At 67.2% G+C, this 13,719-nt stretch carries 16 protein-coding genes; 11 read left to right on the top strand and 5 right to left on the bottom strand.

What is annotated here, in order from left to right; translation table 11 throughout:
- Positions 1–29 precede the first annotated feature (29 nt).
- Positions 30–422, top strand: coding sequence for a nitroreductase/quinone reductase family protein (locus ACFV4K_RS30055; protein WP_379279454.1), 393 nt, complete (start codon positions 30–32; stop codon positions 420–422).
- Between the two features lie 103 nt (positions 423–525).
- Positions 526–1,785 carry a lipase family protein gene (locus ACFV4K_RS30050; protein WP_379279453.1) on the top strand — a complete coding sequence of 420 codons (1,260 nt, stop codon included), beginning with the start codon at positions 526–528 and terminating at the stop codon, positions 1,783–1,785.
- A 23-nt stretch (positions 1,786–1,808) separates the two neighbouring features.
- Here the strand turns inward: ACFV4K_RS30050 and ACFV4K_RS30045 are convergent, their stop codons facing one another.
- The gene (locus tag ACFV4K_RS30045) at positions 1,809–2,273 is read right to left on the bottom strand and encodes a hypothetical protein (RefSeq protein WP_379279452.1); all 465 of its coding nucleotides are present in this window, start codon (positions 2,271–2,273) and stop codon (positions 1,809–1,811) included.
- Positions 2,274–2,414: 141 nt separating this feature from the next.
- On the opposite strand from ACFV4K_RS30045, the gene ACFV4K_RS30040 reads away from it, so the two are divergent.
- Positions 2,415–2,549 carry a hypothetical protein gene (locus ACFV4K_RS30040; RefSeq protein WP_379279450.1) on the top strand — a complete coding sequence of 45 codons (135 nt, stop codon included), beginning with the start codon at positions 2,415–2,417 and terminating at the stop codon, positions 2,547–2,549.
- Between the two features lies 1 nt (position 2,550).
- On the opposite strand, the gene ACFV4K_RS30035 is transcribed toward ACFV4K_RS30040, so the two are convergent.
- The 3 genes from ACFV4K_RS30035 to ACFV4K_RS30025 form a co-directional block, all read right to left on the bottom strand.
- A complete protein-coding gene (locus ACFV4K_RS30035; RefSeq protein WP_379279449.1) occupies positions 2,551–3,480 on the bottom strand; it encodes a LysR family transcriptional regulator in 930 nt (309 codons plus the stop codon).
- Between the two features lie 30 nt (positions 3,481–3,510).
- Complete coding sequence (locus ACFV4K_RS30030) at positions 3,511–4,206, bottom strand: TetR/AcrR family transcriptional regulator (RefSeq protein WP_379279447.1); 696 nt, start codon at positions 4,204–4,206, stop codon at positions 3,511–3,513.
- Positions 4,207–4,330: 124 nt separating this feature from the next.
- Positions 4,331–5,554: an oxygenase MpaB family protein gene (locus ACFV4K_RS30025; RefSeq protein ID WP_379279445.1), complete on the bottom strand. Its 1,224-nt coding sequence runs from the start codon at positions 5,552–5,554 to the stop codon at positions 4,331–4,333.
- Between the two features lie 330 nt (positions 5,555–5,884).
- Between ACFV4K_RS30025 and ACFV4K_RS30020 the strand changes: the two genes are divergently transcribed.
- The 4 genes from ACFV4K_RS30020 to ACFV4K_RS30005 all read left to right on the top strand — a co-directional run bounded on the left by ACFV4K_RS30020 (position 5,885) and on the right by ACFV4K_RS30005 (position 8,047).
- Positions 5,885–6,271, top strand: coding sequence for a hypothetical protein (locus ACFV4K_RS30020; protein WP_357095519.1), 387 nt, complete (start codon positions 5,885–5,887; stop codon positions 6,269–6,271).
- Between the two features lie 93 nt (positions 6,272–6,364).
- Complete coding sequence (locus ACFV4K_RS30015; protein WP_379279444.1) at positions 6,365–6,910, top strand: hypothetical protein; 546 nt, start codon at positions 6,365–6,367, stop codon at positions 6,908–6,910.
- A 297-nt stretch (positions 6,911–7,207) separates the two neighbouring features.
- Entirely contained in the window at positions 7,208–7,462 is a 255-nt protein-coding gene (locus ACFV4K_RS30010; RefSeq protein WP_379279442.1) for a three-helix bundle dimerization domain-containing protein, read from the top strand.
- A 63-nt stretch (positions 7,463–7,525) separates the two neighbouring features.
- The gene (locus tag ACFV4K_RS30005) at positions 7,526–8,047 is read left to right on the top strand and encodes a hypothetical protein (RefSeq protein ID WP_379279441.1); all 522 of its coding nucleotides are present in this window, start codon (positions 7,526–7,528) and stop codon (positions 8,045–8,047) included.
- Here ACFV4K_RS30005 and ACFV4K_RS30000 read toward each other — a convergent pair.
- Entirely contained in the window at positions 8,019–9,221 is a 1,203-nt protein-coding gene (locus tag ACFV4K_RS30000) for a family 1 glycosylhydrolase (RefSeq protein ID WP_379279456.1), read from the bottom strand. The two genes, ACFV4K_RS30005 and ACFV4K_RS30000, sit on opposite strands and share 29 nt — an antisense overlap.
- A gap of 216 nt (positions 9,222–9,437) precedes the next feature.
- On the opposite strand from ACFV4K_RS30000, the gene ACFV4K_RS29995 reads away from it, so the two are divergent.
- From ACFV4K_RS29995 to ACFV4K_RS29980, 4 genes are all read left to right on the top strand, one after another.
- Entirely contained in the window at positions 9,438–9,803 is a 366-nt protein-coding gene (locus ACFV4K_RS29995) for a BlaI/MecI/CopY family transcriptional regulator (RefSeq protein WP_379279439.1), read from the top strand.
- Positions 9,800–10,738 (top strand): M56 family metallopeptidase, encoded by a 939-nt coding sequence (locus tag ACFV4K_RS29990; RefSeq protein ID WP_379279437.1) that lies wholly within the window; start codon positions 9,800–9,802, stop codon positions 10,736–10,738. The genes ACFV4K_RS29995 and ACFV4K_RS29990 overlap by 4 nt, the downstream gene beginning before the upstream one ends.
- A 43-nt stretch (positions 10,739–10,781) precedes the next feature.
- Entirely contained in the window at positions 10,782–12,710 is a 1,929-nt protein-coding gene (locus ACFV4K_RS29985; RefSeq protein WP_379279436.1) for a peptidase, read from the top strand.
- 130 nt (positions 12,711–12,840) lie between these two features.
- Positions 12,841–13,707, top strand: a complete 867-nt coding sequence (locus tag ACFV4K_RS29980) for an alpha/beta fold hydrolase (protein ID WP_379279435.1) — start codon at positions 12,841–12,843, stop codon at positions 13,705–13,707.
- The last annotated feature ends 12 nt before the right edge of the window (positions 13,708–13,719 follow it).

Raw genomic sequence — 13,719 nt, 5'->3', positions numbered from 1 at the left:
GGCTGCTTCGGCGGCGCTAACGTCAAGGCATGGCCAACCGGCGCGAGATCCAGCATGCTGTGGTGACGGGATTCCAGCGGAGAGTGGGAAATCCGATTCTGGGGCGATTGCCGATCCAGACGCTGCTGGAGACGACCGGGCGGGTGAGCGGGCAGCCGCGGATCACGCCGATCGGCGGGCGGCGCAGCGGTGGTGCGTTCTGGTTCGTGTCGGAATTCGGGCGCCGGTCGCAGTACATCCGGAACATCGAAGCCGACAATCGGGTTCGGCTGCGGATTCGCGGACGGTGGTTCACCGGTACCGCGCACCTGATGCCGGAGGACGATCCGGTGGCTCGGCTGCGGTCGTTGCCGAAGGCGAACAGCACGGCGGTCCGGGTGGTCGGTACTGATCTGATGACCGTTCGCATTGATTTGGACTGACACCGGCGGCTGACCGGGAGGCTCTCCCACGCCGGACAATCCAGGCGCGACACACCGCCTCCGGACCGCTTGACCAGCCAAGACAGCGGATACTGTGCTTGCGATGCGGAAGACCATGAGGCGCCGCACGTCATGCGGCATTGTGCAGAAGACCGCCCGGCACGCCCTGTTCCTCGGCGCGCTCGTTCTCGCGTTCACTACCGCAATCTCCTCCGCGGTGGCCGCGCCCGCGCCCGTGCCCGAAGCCGATCCGTTCTACAGCACACCCGCCGACCTCGGTGCCCACCAGAGCGGGGACCCGCTGGCCTGGCGCAGCGTGAAGCTGTTCGGACTGGCGACGCCGCTGCCCATCACGGTGTGGCAAATCCAATATCTGACAATGGATTCCGAGAACAAGCCCATCACCACGATCGCCACCGTCATCGAACCGACCGCGCCCTGGCGGGGCCCCGGCGCCCGGCCGCTGGTGGCTTTCGCCAGCGCCGAGGACGCCCTCACCACCGCCTGCGCTCCCTCCGCCACCCTGCGCGCCCCCATCAACATCAATAGCCAAACCACCTTGGACCTGCCGTTTCTCGTGGGTCCGCTGCTCCTCGGCTATGCGCTGGTGATCCCCGACTACGAGGGCCCGCAGTCCAGATTCCTCGACGGCGTGATGTCCGGCCGCGCCCTGCTCGACGGCATCCGCGCCGCGCGCCGCTTCCCGTCCACCGGACTCGCCAACAGCCCCACCGGGATCTGGGGCTATTCCGGCGGCGCCTACGCGGCACTCTGGGCGGGGCAACTACATGCCACCTACGCTCCGGAACTGCCGCTGACCGGCATCGCCGCGGGCGGCATCCCGGCCGACATCCCCGCCATCGCCCGCGCGGCCGACGGCGGCCCGAAAGCGGCGCTGGCCCTGCTGATCGCGGCGGCCCTGATTCGCAACGAGCCGAAGGCCAAGATCGAGGTCCTGCTCAACAATCGCAGCACCGGCATGCTCGCCGACATAGGCAAACGCTGCGGAACCGGCCTCCTACAGACCTACTCGGGAACCCACATCCGCGACTACTCCCTCGCAGCCGACCTCTTCGCCCACCCGACGGTCGTGGCAGCCGCCCAACGCCAGGAACTGGGCTCCATCACCCCGGACGCCCCGCTGTACCTCTACCACAGCAACGCCGACGAAATGATCCCCGCCCCCGGCGTCCACGCCCTCATCAACCGCTACTGCTCCATGGGATCGACTCTCACACAACACTTCTCGAACATCCCCGGCCACAGCGGCGCCGCCCTGGTCGAAGCCGTAGGCGCCCTCCGCTACCTCGGCGACCGCTTCGCCTCCGGCCCACCCACCCGAGGCTGCGCCGCTGCCTCGTGATCGGGAAGCCGATCGTGGCGCGCTCAGTGGACCAGGTCGGCCAGAGGTCCTCGAGCGCTCCACAACACCACGAAGGTAAGCATGAAAGCCGCGCTGCACAGGTGGTCGCGGAGGATCGACCGGGCCAGGCGGGATTGTTCGGGGAGGGAGTCCGTGCGGGCGCCGAGGCGGACGGCGTTGGAGACTGTCCGGATGATGGCCGGGGCGATGGCGGCTGCGGCCAGCAGGGTTGCCAGTGGGGCCAGCCAGATCGGGTCTTGCCAGCGGATGGTTTCGATTATGAGGCCTCCGAGGAGGATTGCCATTACGGCGGCGATCAGGTGGGGCATCGGGCGGGAGGTTGTGGTGGCTCGGTGGTAGTAGGTGGCGATGGAATTCAGAACGGGCTCGGGTAGTTCGGGGTCGTGGCGGTGGCGGAATTGCTGGGTGTCGAAGATCAGGTCCATCCAGAGAATGGCCAGGAGAAATCCCCCGCAGGCGGCGAGCATGGGCGCATCGTACCTGGGGTGGTGAACGACAACAGGCGGGTTGGGTTCGCGGGCGCTTCCACAGAGATTCCTCACGCGTCGGAGGGTTCAAGGGTCCGTCTCCGCCCGTAGTGTGCACGCGGGATGAGAGGAGATCGGGATATGGCCGGCGGGCGTCATGGGGTTTCTGCCCTCGATGCCGAACACCCGGAGTCGCTGGTCTATCGGGTCGACGGCGACAATCGGACCCTGGTGTCGGCGACCTGCTCGCACGACCACTCGGGCGGGCATCGCTGAGTCAGCGGTCTGCCGCTCGGGCCTTCACGAAGTCGGTGGCGATGGCGGCGAGGCTGCGGGTGAGGTCGGATTCCGCGCCTCGTCGCCAGACCAGGGCCCAGCGGGCAGGTGGGGCGTCTGGCATGGGGATGTACGTGACGTCGGGGCGGGCGTAGAAGCGGCTGGCGTGGGCGTGTACGGGGGAGACGGCCTTGCCGGCGGCGACCTGCAGAATCATGTCCTGGAAGTTGTCGGCGTAGGCGGCTCGGGGGATGGTGCGGCCGGTGGGGGTGGTGAAGGGAATGGCGGCACTCTGCCAGTAGTCCGGCGCCGGGTTGGCCGGATCGGTGCCCGCGCCGAAGACGCCGTAGTCGGCCAGGTCCTCGTAGCTGGCCGAATCCCGTCCCGCCAGAGGATGATTCGCGCCGACGAGGAGCATGAAGGATTCCTGGTAGAGGATCGGGCCGACGATCAGATCGGGTTCCTCGATGGGGAGCCAGCTGATCAGGATGTCGATCTCGTCGGCGCGCAGCGCGCCGAAGGGATTGCCGAAATGGACGTGTTCGATGTGCACGCTCGTATTCGGGTGGCGGGCCTGGAAGACGTCCAGCAGCGGGCGGACCTCCTCGAGGCTGCTGCTGGTCACGCCGAGACGAAGCAGGCCGTCGTCACCGTAGCGGGCCGAGCGCTCGGCGCGGCCCAGGCTGGCGCACAGGTCGCGGTAGTTGACCTGTAAGTCCTCGAACAGGCGGCAGCCAATCGGGGTCAGCGAGACGGTGCGGCTGGAGCGTTCGAAAAGCTTTCCGCCGATGCGGCTTTCGAGTTTCCGAATCACCTGGCTGACGCGGGCCTGCGAGAGGTACAGCCGTTCGGCGGTGCGGCCGAAATGCAGTTCCTCGGACAGCGTCAAGAAGATCTCGATGTCGCGCAGTTCGATATCGCGCGGGTCCATACGGGTCAGTCCCTATCGATCGGTACGGGGTTACCGACCCGGCGGGTCGAGCATGGGAAGGAGGAATTGACGGGCGATCGTCGCGAGCTGCTCGTCGTCGTCGATATCGACGACCTGACTCGGAATCGCCAGGAAGGAAGCGCAGATTCGGACCATCAGTTCGGCGACCACCTCGACCCGCAGATCCGGGGAGATGGTGCCCGCCCGCTGTTCCTGCCGGAGTTGGCGGGCCACGAATTCCCGCACCATGGCCACCGCCCGGCCGCCGTCGCCGACCAGGGAGCTCACGAAATAGTCGGGTTCGGCGGTGATCAGGGCGCCGATCAGCGGATTGCCGCGCAGCGCGCGCAGCGAGCTCACGAACCCGACGACCACCCGCTCCCCGACATCGGCCGCCGCCGCGATATCCACCAGGAACGTGTCGAAATACCGGCGGAATTCGCGCAGGATGACGCGTTCCACCAGTTCTTCCTTGGTGCTGAAGCGCCGGTAGACGGTGATCCGCGAAACCCCCGCGGTCCGCGCGACATCCTCCATCGTCGACCGCTGCACACCCCAGCGCCGGAACTGCTCGTCGGCCGCGTCGAGAATGCGGGTGCGCATACTGTCGGTGTCGTCTACCTGTTCGACCGCTTGCAGGTAGGCGCGTTCGATCAGAGACTTGCCGGGCGGGAGCTCCTTCGCGCGCGGCGCGGGTTCCACGGCGTCCTCCTGATCGCGTTTCACGTCTCCACATCGTTGCCGATACAGCGATACGTTAGCTGTTTCCTTGAATCCGGAGGCCGTGGGCGACGGCGAGCCGCGGCTCGCCGTCCCCGTCAGTGTGCGCCGCCCGGAATCGGCAGGCGAATCACCGGTTGGTCAGCGGGATTTCGATACTCAACGGCATCCGCAGCTCGGCCGTGTACCAGAGCACGAACTGCCGCAGGAACTCGTCGAACATCCAGTAGGGCGCGTCGACCACCGGAGCCACCGACAACACGCCTTCCCGGACCGCGACATACGGACCCCACGCGACCTCCAACAGCGGACTCCACACCGGCTCCCGCGGGATGGCGAGCCAGTCGGCGACCTTGTCCCCCATGATGAATCGGGTGAACGCGCCCAGAATGCCGTGACTGAGCAGCGTCAGGTCGAGATCAGCGCCCAGATTGAGCAGCTGATGCGCCAGATCGGCGCCCTCCGCGGTCGGGGCGAGGATCGGGTCGAGCTGCTGCGCGGCCTGCGCGTCGGCCTGGTCCCAGGTCGCCGGGATGTACTCGTCGCGGATCCCGAGCAGGTGTGCCGCCAACTGCCAACTGTGCAGGTAGCCAGCCGATTCCGCGACCGGGATGGGCAGCTTCCACGCGGTCAGGGTGCGCATGATGGTGGTGGCGAGACTGTGCCAGGTGACCATCATGTCCTCCTGGCTGATCGGCGTGACATCCGACGGCCAGTGCGGCGACTGCGGCAGCAGATGCCGCACAGACGCGTGGATGATCCGGGTCTTCACACAGGTGACGACCATTTCTCCGCCCGCACCATAGGCGTTGACGGTGCCGATGTCGTACCCGAACTTCGCGGTCTTGGCGATGCGCTCCTTAAGATGCGACCCGCCGCGCGAGTAGTACACCGCCCGCGCCTCGTGCGGAATGACCGTCGACATCATCCCGCTGGCGAACGCGTACAGCACGCCCAGATAGGTCCCCCGCTTCTTGGTGAATTCGAACGAGCTGGCCAGCTTGCCCTGATCGGTCCAGGACGGCAGCTGCCGCGCGTCCTCGATGAAGTCCGCCAAGGATTTCGGCAGTCCGGCGGGCAGGGGTTGATCGTTGTAGATCCAGGTCGCCAGCAGCCGGTTGATCTGCGGGACGTCGGCGTGGTCGATGATGTCGGCCAGCACGGAGTCGGCGTCGGGGTCGTAGACGGTCATCGGGTCCGCCCCGCCGCCGACGCCGACCACCGAATCGGCCGGCGACCACTTCCAGGGTTCCGCGCGCACGGTGCGCGGCGTCAGCGCCATGGCGCCGACGACTCCCAGTAGGCCGCTTCCTGTCCTCAATGCGTCGCGCCTGCTCAGACGGTGTGCATCCATAGCCGTGAATCCTCTTCGATTGGGCCTGATACACAGACACAGTTCGCGTATCTGTGTATCTTGATGAGACCACACCGTGACGGTAGTCACAACCACCTGCCGCGGATCCCCGGAAGAAGGACCAGCCGATGAACCCGTACGTCGCCATCCAGAACCTGCTCAACCACCTCGACACGGGATCGGCGGGCAGCAGCGGACCGGTCGCCTTGCCGCTCAGCGGTTTTCGACGCCGCTAGGGCGATTCGAATTCATTGGAGACTCTCGAACCAGATCACGGTAGATTTGATCAATACGCCTGAACATGTCATCTCTCCGACTGAGGAGGACCGCATGATGGACAGTTCCGATTCAGGCTCCTACCCGTTCCGGGAACAGAAAACTCGCCGACGCCGTACCAGGCGGTTCATCGTGCTCTGCGCGGGCGCGGTCGCCGCCACCTATCTCTTCTACGCGTGGCTGTTCGGCAGCATTCTGTGGGTATTCACCGGCCCCGACTCCATTTGGGTCCCCGGCAGCTACGGCGGCCTCGGCCAGCGCTTCGAGACACAGAAACTCGCCGACGATTACGCCTACCAATGCGGAGAATCCTCGTCCCTCCCGTTCCCCGGCGTCTCCTATTGCCGACAGGAGCCCGAGGAAGCTTCCTCGGTCATCGTCACCTGGTACAACGGCGACAAATACATCTTCGACAACCAGGACCCGCTGGGCAGCTTCTGACCGTTTGGGGCGGCCGCCACGGGGTACCGCGCCAACGTGCGGAAGCTCGTGCGGCGAATCCGCCGGACGGCTCCCTGGAGCCGGAACCGGCTGATGCGACGGTCCGATCGATTCCAGGCGGCGTGGCGCATGCTCGCCGTGCTGCTGGTCGCGGCGTGCGTCCCGCTCGCGGTCAGCGCCGGGTTCAGGACCGCCGATACCGCCGCCGCCCGCATCCACGCCGCCAACGCGACCAAGACCTCGGTCACGGCCACCGTCGTCTCCGATCCGATCCGGCTCCCCCGCGCTGCCGGCCAGAGCGTGGCGCCCGGTGCGCCGCAGGCCATGGTGCAGTGGAATATCCACGGTCAGACCAATATCGCGCTCGTGGACGTGCCGGGCACCGCCGAGCGGGGCGACAAGGTCGTGCACTGGGTCGACGCCACCGGGCAGGACACCACCCCGCCCCGCTCCGATTCCGACGCCGTGGCGCAGGGCGTCAGCACAGGCGTCCTCGTCCTCCTCGGGGCCGCCTGCGGCGCGGCATTTCTCGCCTGGTGCGCCGACCGGCTCCTGGCACGGCGGCACAGTGCCGAGTGGGCCGACGAATGGCGGAAAGTCTCGCCCACCATCGGCCCCAACCACCCCGAGCGGTCCTAGGAACCAGCCGTTAACCAGCCCCTTTCCGGCATTGCGGAGGAAATTCCGCATTCCGCGCGAAGTGTGCGTGAAAGTCACTGTTGCAGATGTACTTACATTTGGTCCTTTCACTGTGCCTAGTCGCTGACAACCAGTGCCAAATAGTCATTTGCGGGAGAAATGCTCGTTTGAGTGCCGTAACAATCGAGAGGCACGGTCCGGAGCCGCAGGGCTCCGGGCCGTTGTCCACTTCGCTGGTCACCCGCAGGGCGGTACGGGTGCCGGCATCGAACACCGCGATGCAGGAGGGCTGGAGGCATGACGCATTCCGACGAAGAGCAGCAGATCAGTGAACTCGTCGCGCGGTTGGCCGCTCGGTTTCCCGATTTGACGGTGCGGTTCATCGGCGAGGTCGTGCACGGGGTCCATCGCGATTTCGAGGGCCACCGTGTGCGTGAGTTCGTTCCCCTGCTGGTGGAACGGATCTCCGAACGCCATCTGCACCGACGCATGGACTACGCCACGGCCGCAATGGATCTCGACGATCTGCTCCGTACCCCCACCAGGGCCTAGACTCCTTCGGAGAGGGTGCCGGACCGAGATCCGGCACCCGATTGCAGTCGACCGGGGGCAGTTGTGGCATTGGAATGGTTGGCGGTCGTCGGGACGCTGGGAGGGGCGGCCGTCGGGGCCGCGACCACGCTCGCGATCGATTCGACGCGGGCGCGCCGGGAGAAGTCCCAGCGGTTCAGTGACACCAAGCGTGAGATCTACGTGAAGTACCTGACCACACTCGTGCAGACCGATACCGCCATGCAGGCGTTGGGATTGCACGAGCCGACCCCCTTGGACCGGGAGGCCGTGACCGCGGCCTTCCGGTCCTTCTCATTGGTGGCGGTGGGGTACGAGCTGGATCTGGTGGCGGCCAGGGCGGTCCGCGAGGACGCCGCGGAGGCGTATCGGAAGCTGCGCGATATCCGGGAGGCCCTGATCGAGACCAGCATGACCGTCGGGCGACGGCCCGCTGGCTCACCGGAGTGGCACGCGGTCCACGAGCCGTTCCTCCGGGCCCTGGATCGACTCCGGCAGACGATGCGGCACGAGTTGAACGCCCACGACGGGGACTGGGTCAGCGACCCGGAGCAGCGACGGGGTTGACGCAGCTGGAGGGCAGGTCCTGGATGGAGCACAGGGCCGGGGCCCGGGTGGGCACGTAGCCCGCGGGGACGCCGCCCGACAGGGCGATGTCCCGGAACGCCGGAACCGCGGGCGTGGGACGGCGGGACAGGCCGGGATCGCTGGTCACGTCCACGGTGTACAGGCCGAAACGCGGTGCGTAACTGCCCCACTCGTAGTTGTCGGTGATGCTCCAGTAGTTGTAGCCGATGACGTTCATGCCATCGGCCTTGGCGCGTTGCACCCAGTAGACGGTGTCGCGCAGGTTGTCGGCGCGGGTCATGCCGTCGGTGGTGGCCGATCCGCCGTAGGTGGGCATGCCGTTCTCGACGACGTAGAGGGGGCGGCCCGGGAACCGGTGGGCGTAGCGGCGCAGCGCGTAGTAGATGCCGTCGGGCTCCAGGATGAGGGGCGACGGCTGGTTGGTGAGCTGCGCGAGCACATTCGGCGGGTTGCTCAGCGATCCGCCGTAGTAGTAGTCGACGCCGACATAGTCGATCTTGTCCGCGATCCGGTCGATGAAGGAGGCATCGGCCTGGTCGGCGCCGACCGAGGTGAAGGCGATATTGCTGGTGACCATCGCGCCGCCCTGCCGGGCGTGGATGTGGTCGTAGATCGCGCGGTGCGCGGCGATCATCCGATCGATCATGGGCACCACGTCGCCCGCGCCGATATCGCCGATCTCCTGCTCCTTGCCGACGTAGGCGAGGGGCTCGTTGAAGGTGACCCACAGCGGGTCGGCGCGCGCGTAACGGTCCACCACCGCACGGGCATTGGTGAGCCAGTCCTCGACCATCCCCGGATTGCGCCAGCCGCCGCGATCGACCGCCCAGCCCGGGAACACCCAATGGTCGAGGGTGATCATCGGCCGCATTCCGGCGCCGCGAATCCGCGCAATCATGCTGTCGTAGAAGGAGAAATCCCATTCGCCGGGGTTGGGTTGCACACGCGCCCATTCCACGCTCACGCGATAGACGCCGACACCCAAGTCGGCCGCATTCTGAATATCCTCGCCGTATCGATGCAGGAAGTCGACGGAGTTCCCATATCCTTCGGCGCGACCGGATCCGGCGAACCGGCTCCAATTACTGTCCGGCGCAAAGCCTTCGCTCTGGAATCCGGAACTGGACACACCCCAGAGGAAATTCCCGCCCACCGGCGGTAACCACGAATCGGCGGTGGCCTTTCCGGGCGTGACGACCACACCCCAGGCCGCCAGAACGATACACACGAGCGAGAACAGCACACGTTGTCCCACCGCATCGAGAGTACCTGTCGGAGAGACGTTTCCGTGGCGTTCCGATAGAGGATCGGTATCACGCCCCGGGAAACTATGGCGAATAGTAGATTGGCCGTCGAACCGAGGAGGGTGATGAAAGGACTGGGCGCACTCGAGAGCCGGGTGATGGCCGTGCTGTGGGACAGTTCCGAGGCGCTGTCGGTTCACGACGTGGTCGATCGGCTCAGCGACGACCAGCGAGTTCCCGCGTACACCACGGTATTGACGGTATTGACCCACCTGTGGGAAAAGCAGTGGCTGCTGCGCGAGAAGGTCGGGCGCTCCTACCGCTACCGCCCCAGCCGCACGCGCGCCGAGGCGACCACCGACCTGCTGCGCGAAATCCTCGACGCCAGCCCCGACGCGCCGGCGGTACTCCTGCATCTGGCCCGCACCGCCAGCGCCCACGAGGTCGAGGCGCTGCGGCGGGGCCTGTCCGACGACGAGCACCGCCGGTGATCCTGATCGCGGCCCTGCTGGTGGCCGCCGGCGCGGTCGCGGTGGCCACCCCGGCGGCGTTGTCCCGCATCGATTTCAGCGCCGCCCCCGCGATCGGGATGGCCGCCTGGCTGGGCGCGTTCGCCGCCGCGCTCGGATATGTCGCGCTGGCATTGATCGCGCTGGCGTGGCCGGGTTATCCGCCGGGCGAGACCTTCGTCGGCAGTGCCCTGACGTGCCTGGGCGCGCTCGAGCCGATCGTCGTCACCTGGACGGCGGGGCTGGTCGCGCCGGTGACCGCCATCGGATTCACCGCACCGACCGGTCAGCTGGCGCGGATCGCCCTCGGGCATCGGGAACGCGGAGCGGCCCTGCGCCGCAAGCACAATGAGCTGGTCGAGGTGCTGGGCCGCGCCGACGCCGCCCGCGCGGACCTGGTGTGGCTCGAGCATCCGGTGCCGCTGGCCTACAGTGTCGCGGGCCGCGGCGGGTATGTCGTGGTCACCGACGGTCTCGCGCGGTGCCTGACCGAGGCGCAGTGGCGGGCGGTGCTCGCCCACGAGCACGCGCATCTGCGCGGATTCCATCATCAGATCCTCGGCGTCTGCCAGGTTTTCGCGCGCGCGTTCCCATGGATCCCGCTGTTCGCCGCCGCACCGGCGGCCATGACCACGCTGATCGAGCTCGCCGCCGATCGCGCGGCCGCGGCCGAGGCCGGCCCGCAGGCGCTCGCGGCCGCGTTGCGGACGGTCGCCTCCCACACGACCACCGCGCTGGACCTGGTCGACAAGTCGCTGGAGCTGCGACTGCAATGCCTCTCGGCCCCACCGGAATCCCGCGCCGCCGGGCGCCGCCGGGCGCTACTCCTGGTCGTCGGGACAATTCTGCTGGCTCCCGCGGCGTCGGTCGTCGCCATCGGATCGATCACCGCGGTCGCCTATCTGATCATGATCTGAGATTCATCCGCGAAAAACTATGATGCATAGTATTTTCGTCGGCGTGAAGTACCTACCAGCCCTCGGCACGGTTCTGCTGGCCGCGGGAACCCTCGGCCCCGGCACCGGTTTCGCGACCGCTGACCCCACCCCCGATCCGTCGCAGACCCGCTACTCCCTGGTCAATGGCTGCTACCGCATCGACACCCCCGCAGGACCGGTGGCGCCGGCCGCGGGACCGTTCCGGATGCACGCGACCACGCTCGGCGAGTACCTGCTGTACGGACGGACCAAGGAGGTCGTCGACGCCTCGGCGGGCTCGATCCACCCCGCGAAGAATCCGTCCGTCACCGCGGTCTGGAAGGTGGAGGGTTCCGGCACAACCGGATTCACGCTCTCGAACGCCGCGACCAAGACCAGCACCCCGGCTACCTTCGTCCCCGCCACCGGCTGCGCGGACTTCCCCGAAGCCCAGGACAGCGCCACCGGCACCCCCGGCCGAAGCGTCGGCGCGGACGGTTCGATCATCGGAACCATCGACGCGCACGTGCACGTCTCCGCCTACGAATTCCTCGGCGGCGACTTCCATTGCGGCCGCCCGTGGCACCCCTACGGCGTGACCTACGCGCTGCCCGACTGCGCGTCCGATCGCACCGGATCCAACGGCCTGGTCGCCGATTTCCTCGACTACGGCGGCCCCCGCACATCCGACACCGCCGGGTGGCCGACCTTCCGGGACTGGCCCAAACCCTCCAAGCTCAGCACCGAGGGCACCTACTGGACCAGCATCCAGCGCAGCTGGAAGGCGGGTCTGCGGGTGATGACCGTGGACCTGGTCGACAACGAGTCACTCTGCACGATCATGACCGACCGCCGGAACCCGTGCGACGACATGACTTCCGTGCGCACCCAGGCCGCGGACATGCGCGCCCTCCAGGACTACATCGACGCCCAGGCGGGCGGCCCCGGTCAGGGCTTCTTCCGCATCGTCACCGATCCCGCGCAGGCGCGTCAGGTGGCGGCGTCGGGCAAGCTCGCGGTGATCCTCGGCATGGAGCTGTCCGACCCGATGGGCTGCGGCGTCTTCCTCGGCCAACCCAAGTGCGGCACCGCCGATGTCGACCGGTGGCTGGGCGAACTACGCGCGCTCGGCGTCAGCAGTTTCTTCCCGGTCCACAAGTTCGACAACGCCTTCGGCGGCACCAAGATGGACAGCAACACCACCGGCCTGCTGGTCAACGCCGGAAACTTCCTGCAGACCGGCACCTTCTGGAATGTGCAGCCCTGCACCGGCCCCGGCCACGACCAGCCACAACCCTCCGTGCCGATCGCCGGTGACATCAACCAGCTCCTGGCCAAGCTCACCGGTCCGCTGCTCGGCGGCGCTCCCCTCCCCCTGTACCCGGCCGGAACGCATTGCAACGCACGCGGACTGACCGAGCTGGGCAGATACCTGATCAACAAGATGATCGACCAGGGCTTCCTGATCGAGATCGATCACCTGAGCGAGGCCACCGCGGACGAGGTCATGTCCATCATCGAGGCCCGGCACTACCCGGGCGTGTTGTCCTCGCACGGCTGGGATTCCGAGCGCACCACCCAACGCGTCTACGCGGTAGGCGGATTCGCCACCCCGTACGCGGGCGGGCCCGCGGGATTCGTCAAGGCCTGGAAGGAGGCCCGGGCGATGCAGCGTCCCGGTGATTTCGGATTCGGCTATGGCTCCGACATGAACGGACTCGGCGGCCAGGGCGCGCCGCTCGGCGCGGGCGTGATCCAGTACCCCTTCACCTCCCACGACGGCGCGGTGACCTTCGACCGGGAACGCTGGGGCGAGCGGACTTTCGACATCAATGTCGACGGCACCGCCACCTACGGCAACTACGCGGACTGGCTCGAGGCGGTCCGGGTGCTCGGCGGACCGGAGATCATGACCGACGTCTTCCACGGCGCGGAGGTCTATCTGCGACTGTGGTCGCAGGTCAGGGGATAAATCGCCGGAGCGTGACGACGATCACACGGCGAATTCGGCGTGCGGCGGAACATACCCGAGCCTTCTAACCTTCCATCAATCGATAACCGGTTAGAAAGACTGATCGGTACGAAATTGGAAGGCCGAGAACATGACCGCCGTGCGCCACCAAACCATCGAGATCCAGGGCCTGCCCGTCTTCTACCGCGAGGCGGGCGACCCGTCCAAGCCCACGCTCGTGCTGCTGCACGGATTCCCCAGCAGCTCGGCCATGTTCCGCACCCTGATGCGCGACCTGGGCGACGACTTCCACCTGATCGCGCCCGACCACATCGGCTTCGGCCGCTCGGCCATGCCGCAGGCGCACGAATTCGACTACAGCTTCGACAAACTCACCGAGATCACCGAGAGCCTGCTCGACGCGCTCGGCCTCGATCGATTCGCCCTCTACATCCACGACTACGGCGCGCCGATCGGCCTGCGCATCGCCGCCGCCCATCCCGAGCGCGTCACCGCGATCATCACCCAGAGCGGCAACGCCTACCTCGAGGGCTTCACCCCGTTCTGGGACATCCTCTTCGCGCACGCCAAGGACCGCGCCGCCAACGAGCCGGGCGTTCGGAAGCTGCTCGAGGCCGACGCGACGCGGTGGCAGTACCTGCACGGTGTCCCGGCCGATCGGCAGGACCTGGTGAGCCCGGACAGCTGGACCATCGATCAGGCGTATCTGGATCGACCGGGCAACAAGGAGATTCAGCTGCAGCTGTTCTGGGACTACCAGTTCAACCTGGACGGCTACCCGGCCTTCCAGAAGTACTTCGCCGAACACCGCCCGCCGGTGCTGATCACCTGGGGCGAACACGACGAGATCTTCGGAGCCGACGGCGCCCGCGCCTACCTGCGCGACCTGCCCGACGCCGAGCTGCACCTGCTCGACGCGGGCCACTTCGCCCTGGAAACCCACGGCCCCGAGATCGCCACGCTGATCCGGGAATTCCTCACCCGCACGGTGTCCTGACCGCCGTGGCCG

It is taken from the genome of Nocardia sp. NPDC059764 (assembly GCF_042732555.1).
GTDB lineage: Bacteria > Actinomycetota > Actinomycetes > Mycobacteriales > Mycobacteriaceae > Nocardia.
The sequence above is the reverse complement of the archived record's forward strand: the minus strand, read 5'-3'. Positions and strand labels throughout refer to the sequence as shown.

Coding starts and splice junctions, on each gene's coding strand:
- ACFV4K_RS29995 (WP_379279439.1), top strand. CDS start 9,438: ATGAAAGGACTGGGCGCACTCGAGAGCCGGGTGATGGCCGTGCTGTGG.
- ACFV4K_RS30010 (WP_379279442.1), top strand. CDS start 7,208: ATGACGCATTCCGACGAAGAGCAGCAGATCAGTGAACTCGTCGCGCGG.
- ACFV4K_RS30025 (WP_379279445.1), bottom strand. CDS start 5,554: ATGGATGCACACCGTCTGAGCAGGCGCGACGCATTGAGGACAGGAAGC.
- ACFV4K_RS29980 (WP_379279435.1), top strand. CDS start 12,841: ATGACCGCCGTGCGCCACCAAACCATCGAGATCCAGGGCCTGCCCGTC.
- ACFV4K_RS30015 (WP_379279444.1), top strand. CDS start 6,365: ATGCGACGGTCCGATCGATTCCAGGCGGCGTGGCGCATGCTCGCCGTG.
- ACFV4K_RS30055 (WP_379279454.1), top strand. CDS start 30: ATGGCCAACCGGCGCGAGATCCAGCATGCTGTGGTGACGGGATTCCAG.
- ACFV4K_RS30050 (WP_379279453.1), top strand. CDS start 526: ATGCGGAAGACCATGAGGCGCCGCACGTCATGCGGCATTGTGCAGAAG.
- ACFV4K_RS30020 (WP_357095519.1), top strand. CDS start 5,885: ATGATGGACAGTTCCGATTCAGGCTCCTACCCGTTCCGGGAACAGAAA.
- ACFV4K_RS30045 (WP_379279452.1), bottom strand. CDS start 2,273: ATGCTCGCCGCCTGCGGGGGATTTCTCCTGGCCATTCTCTGGATGGAC.
- ACFV4K_RS30040 (WP_379279450.1), top strand. CDS start 2,415: ATGGCCGGCGGGCGTCATGGGGTTTCTGCCCTCGATGCCGAACACCCG.
- ACFV4K_RS30035 (WP_379279449.1), bottom strand. CDS start 3,480: ATGGACCCGCGCGATATCGAACTGCGCGACATCGAGATCTTCTTGACG.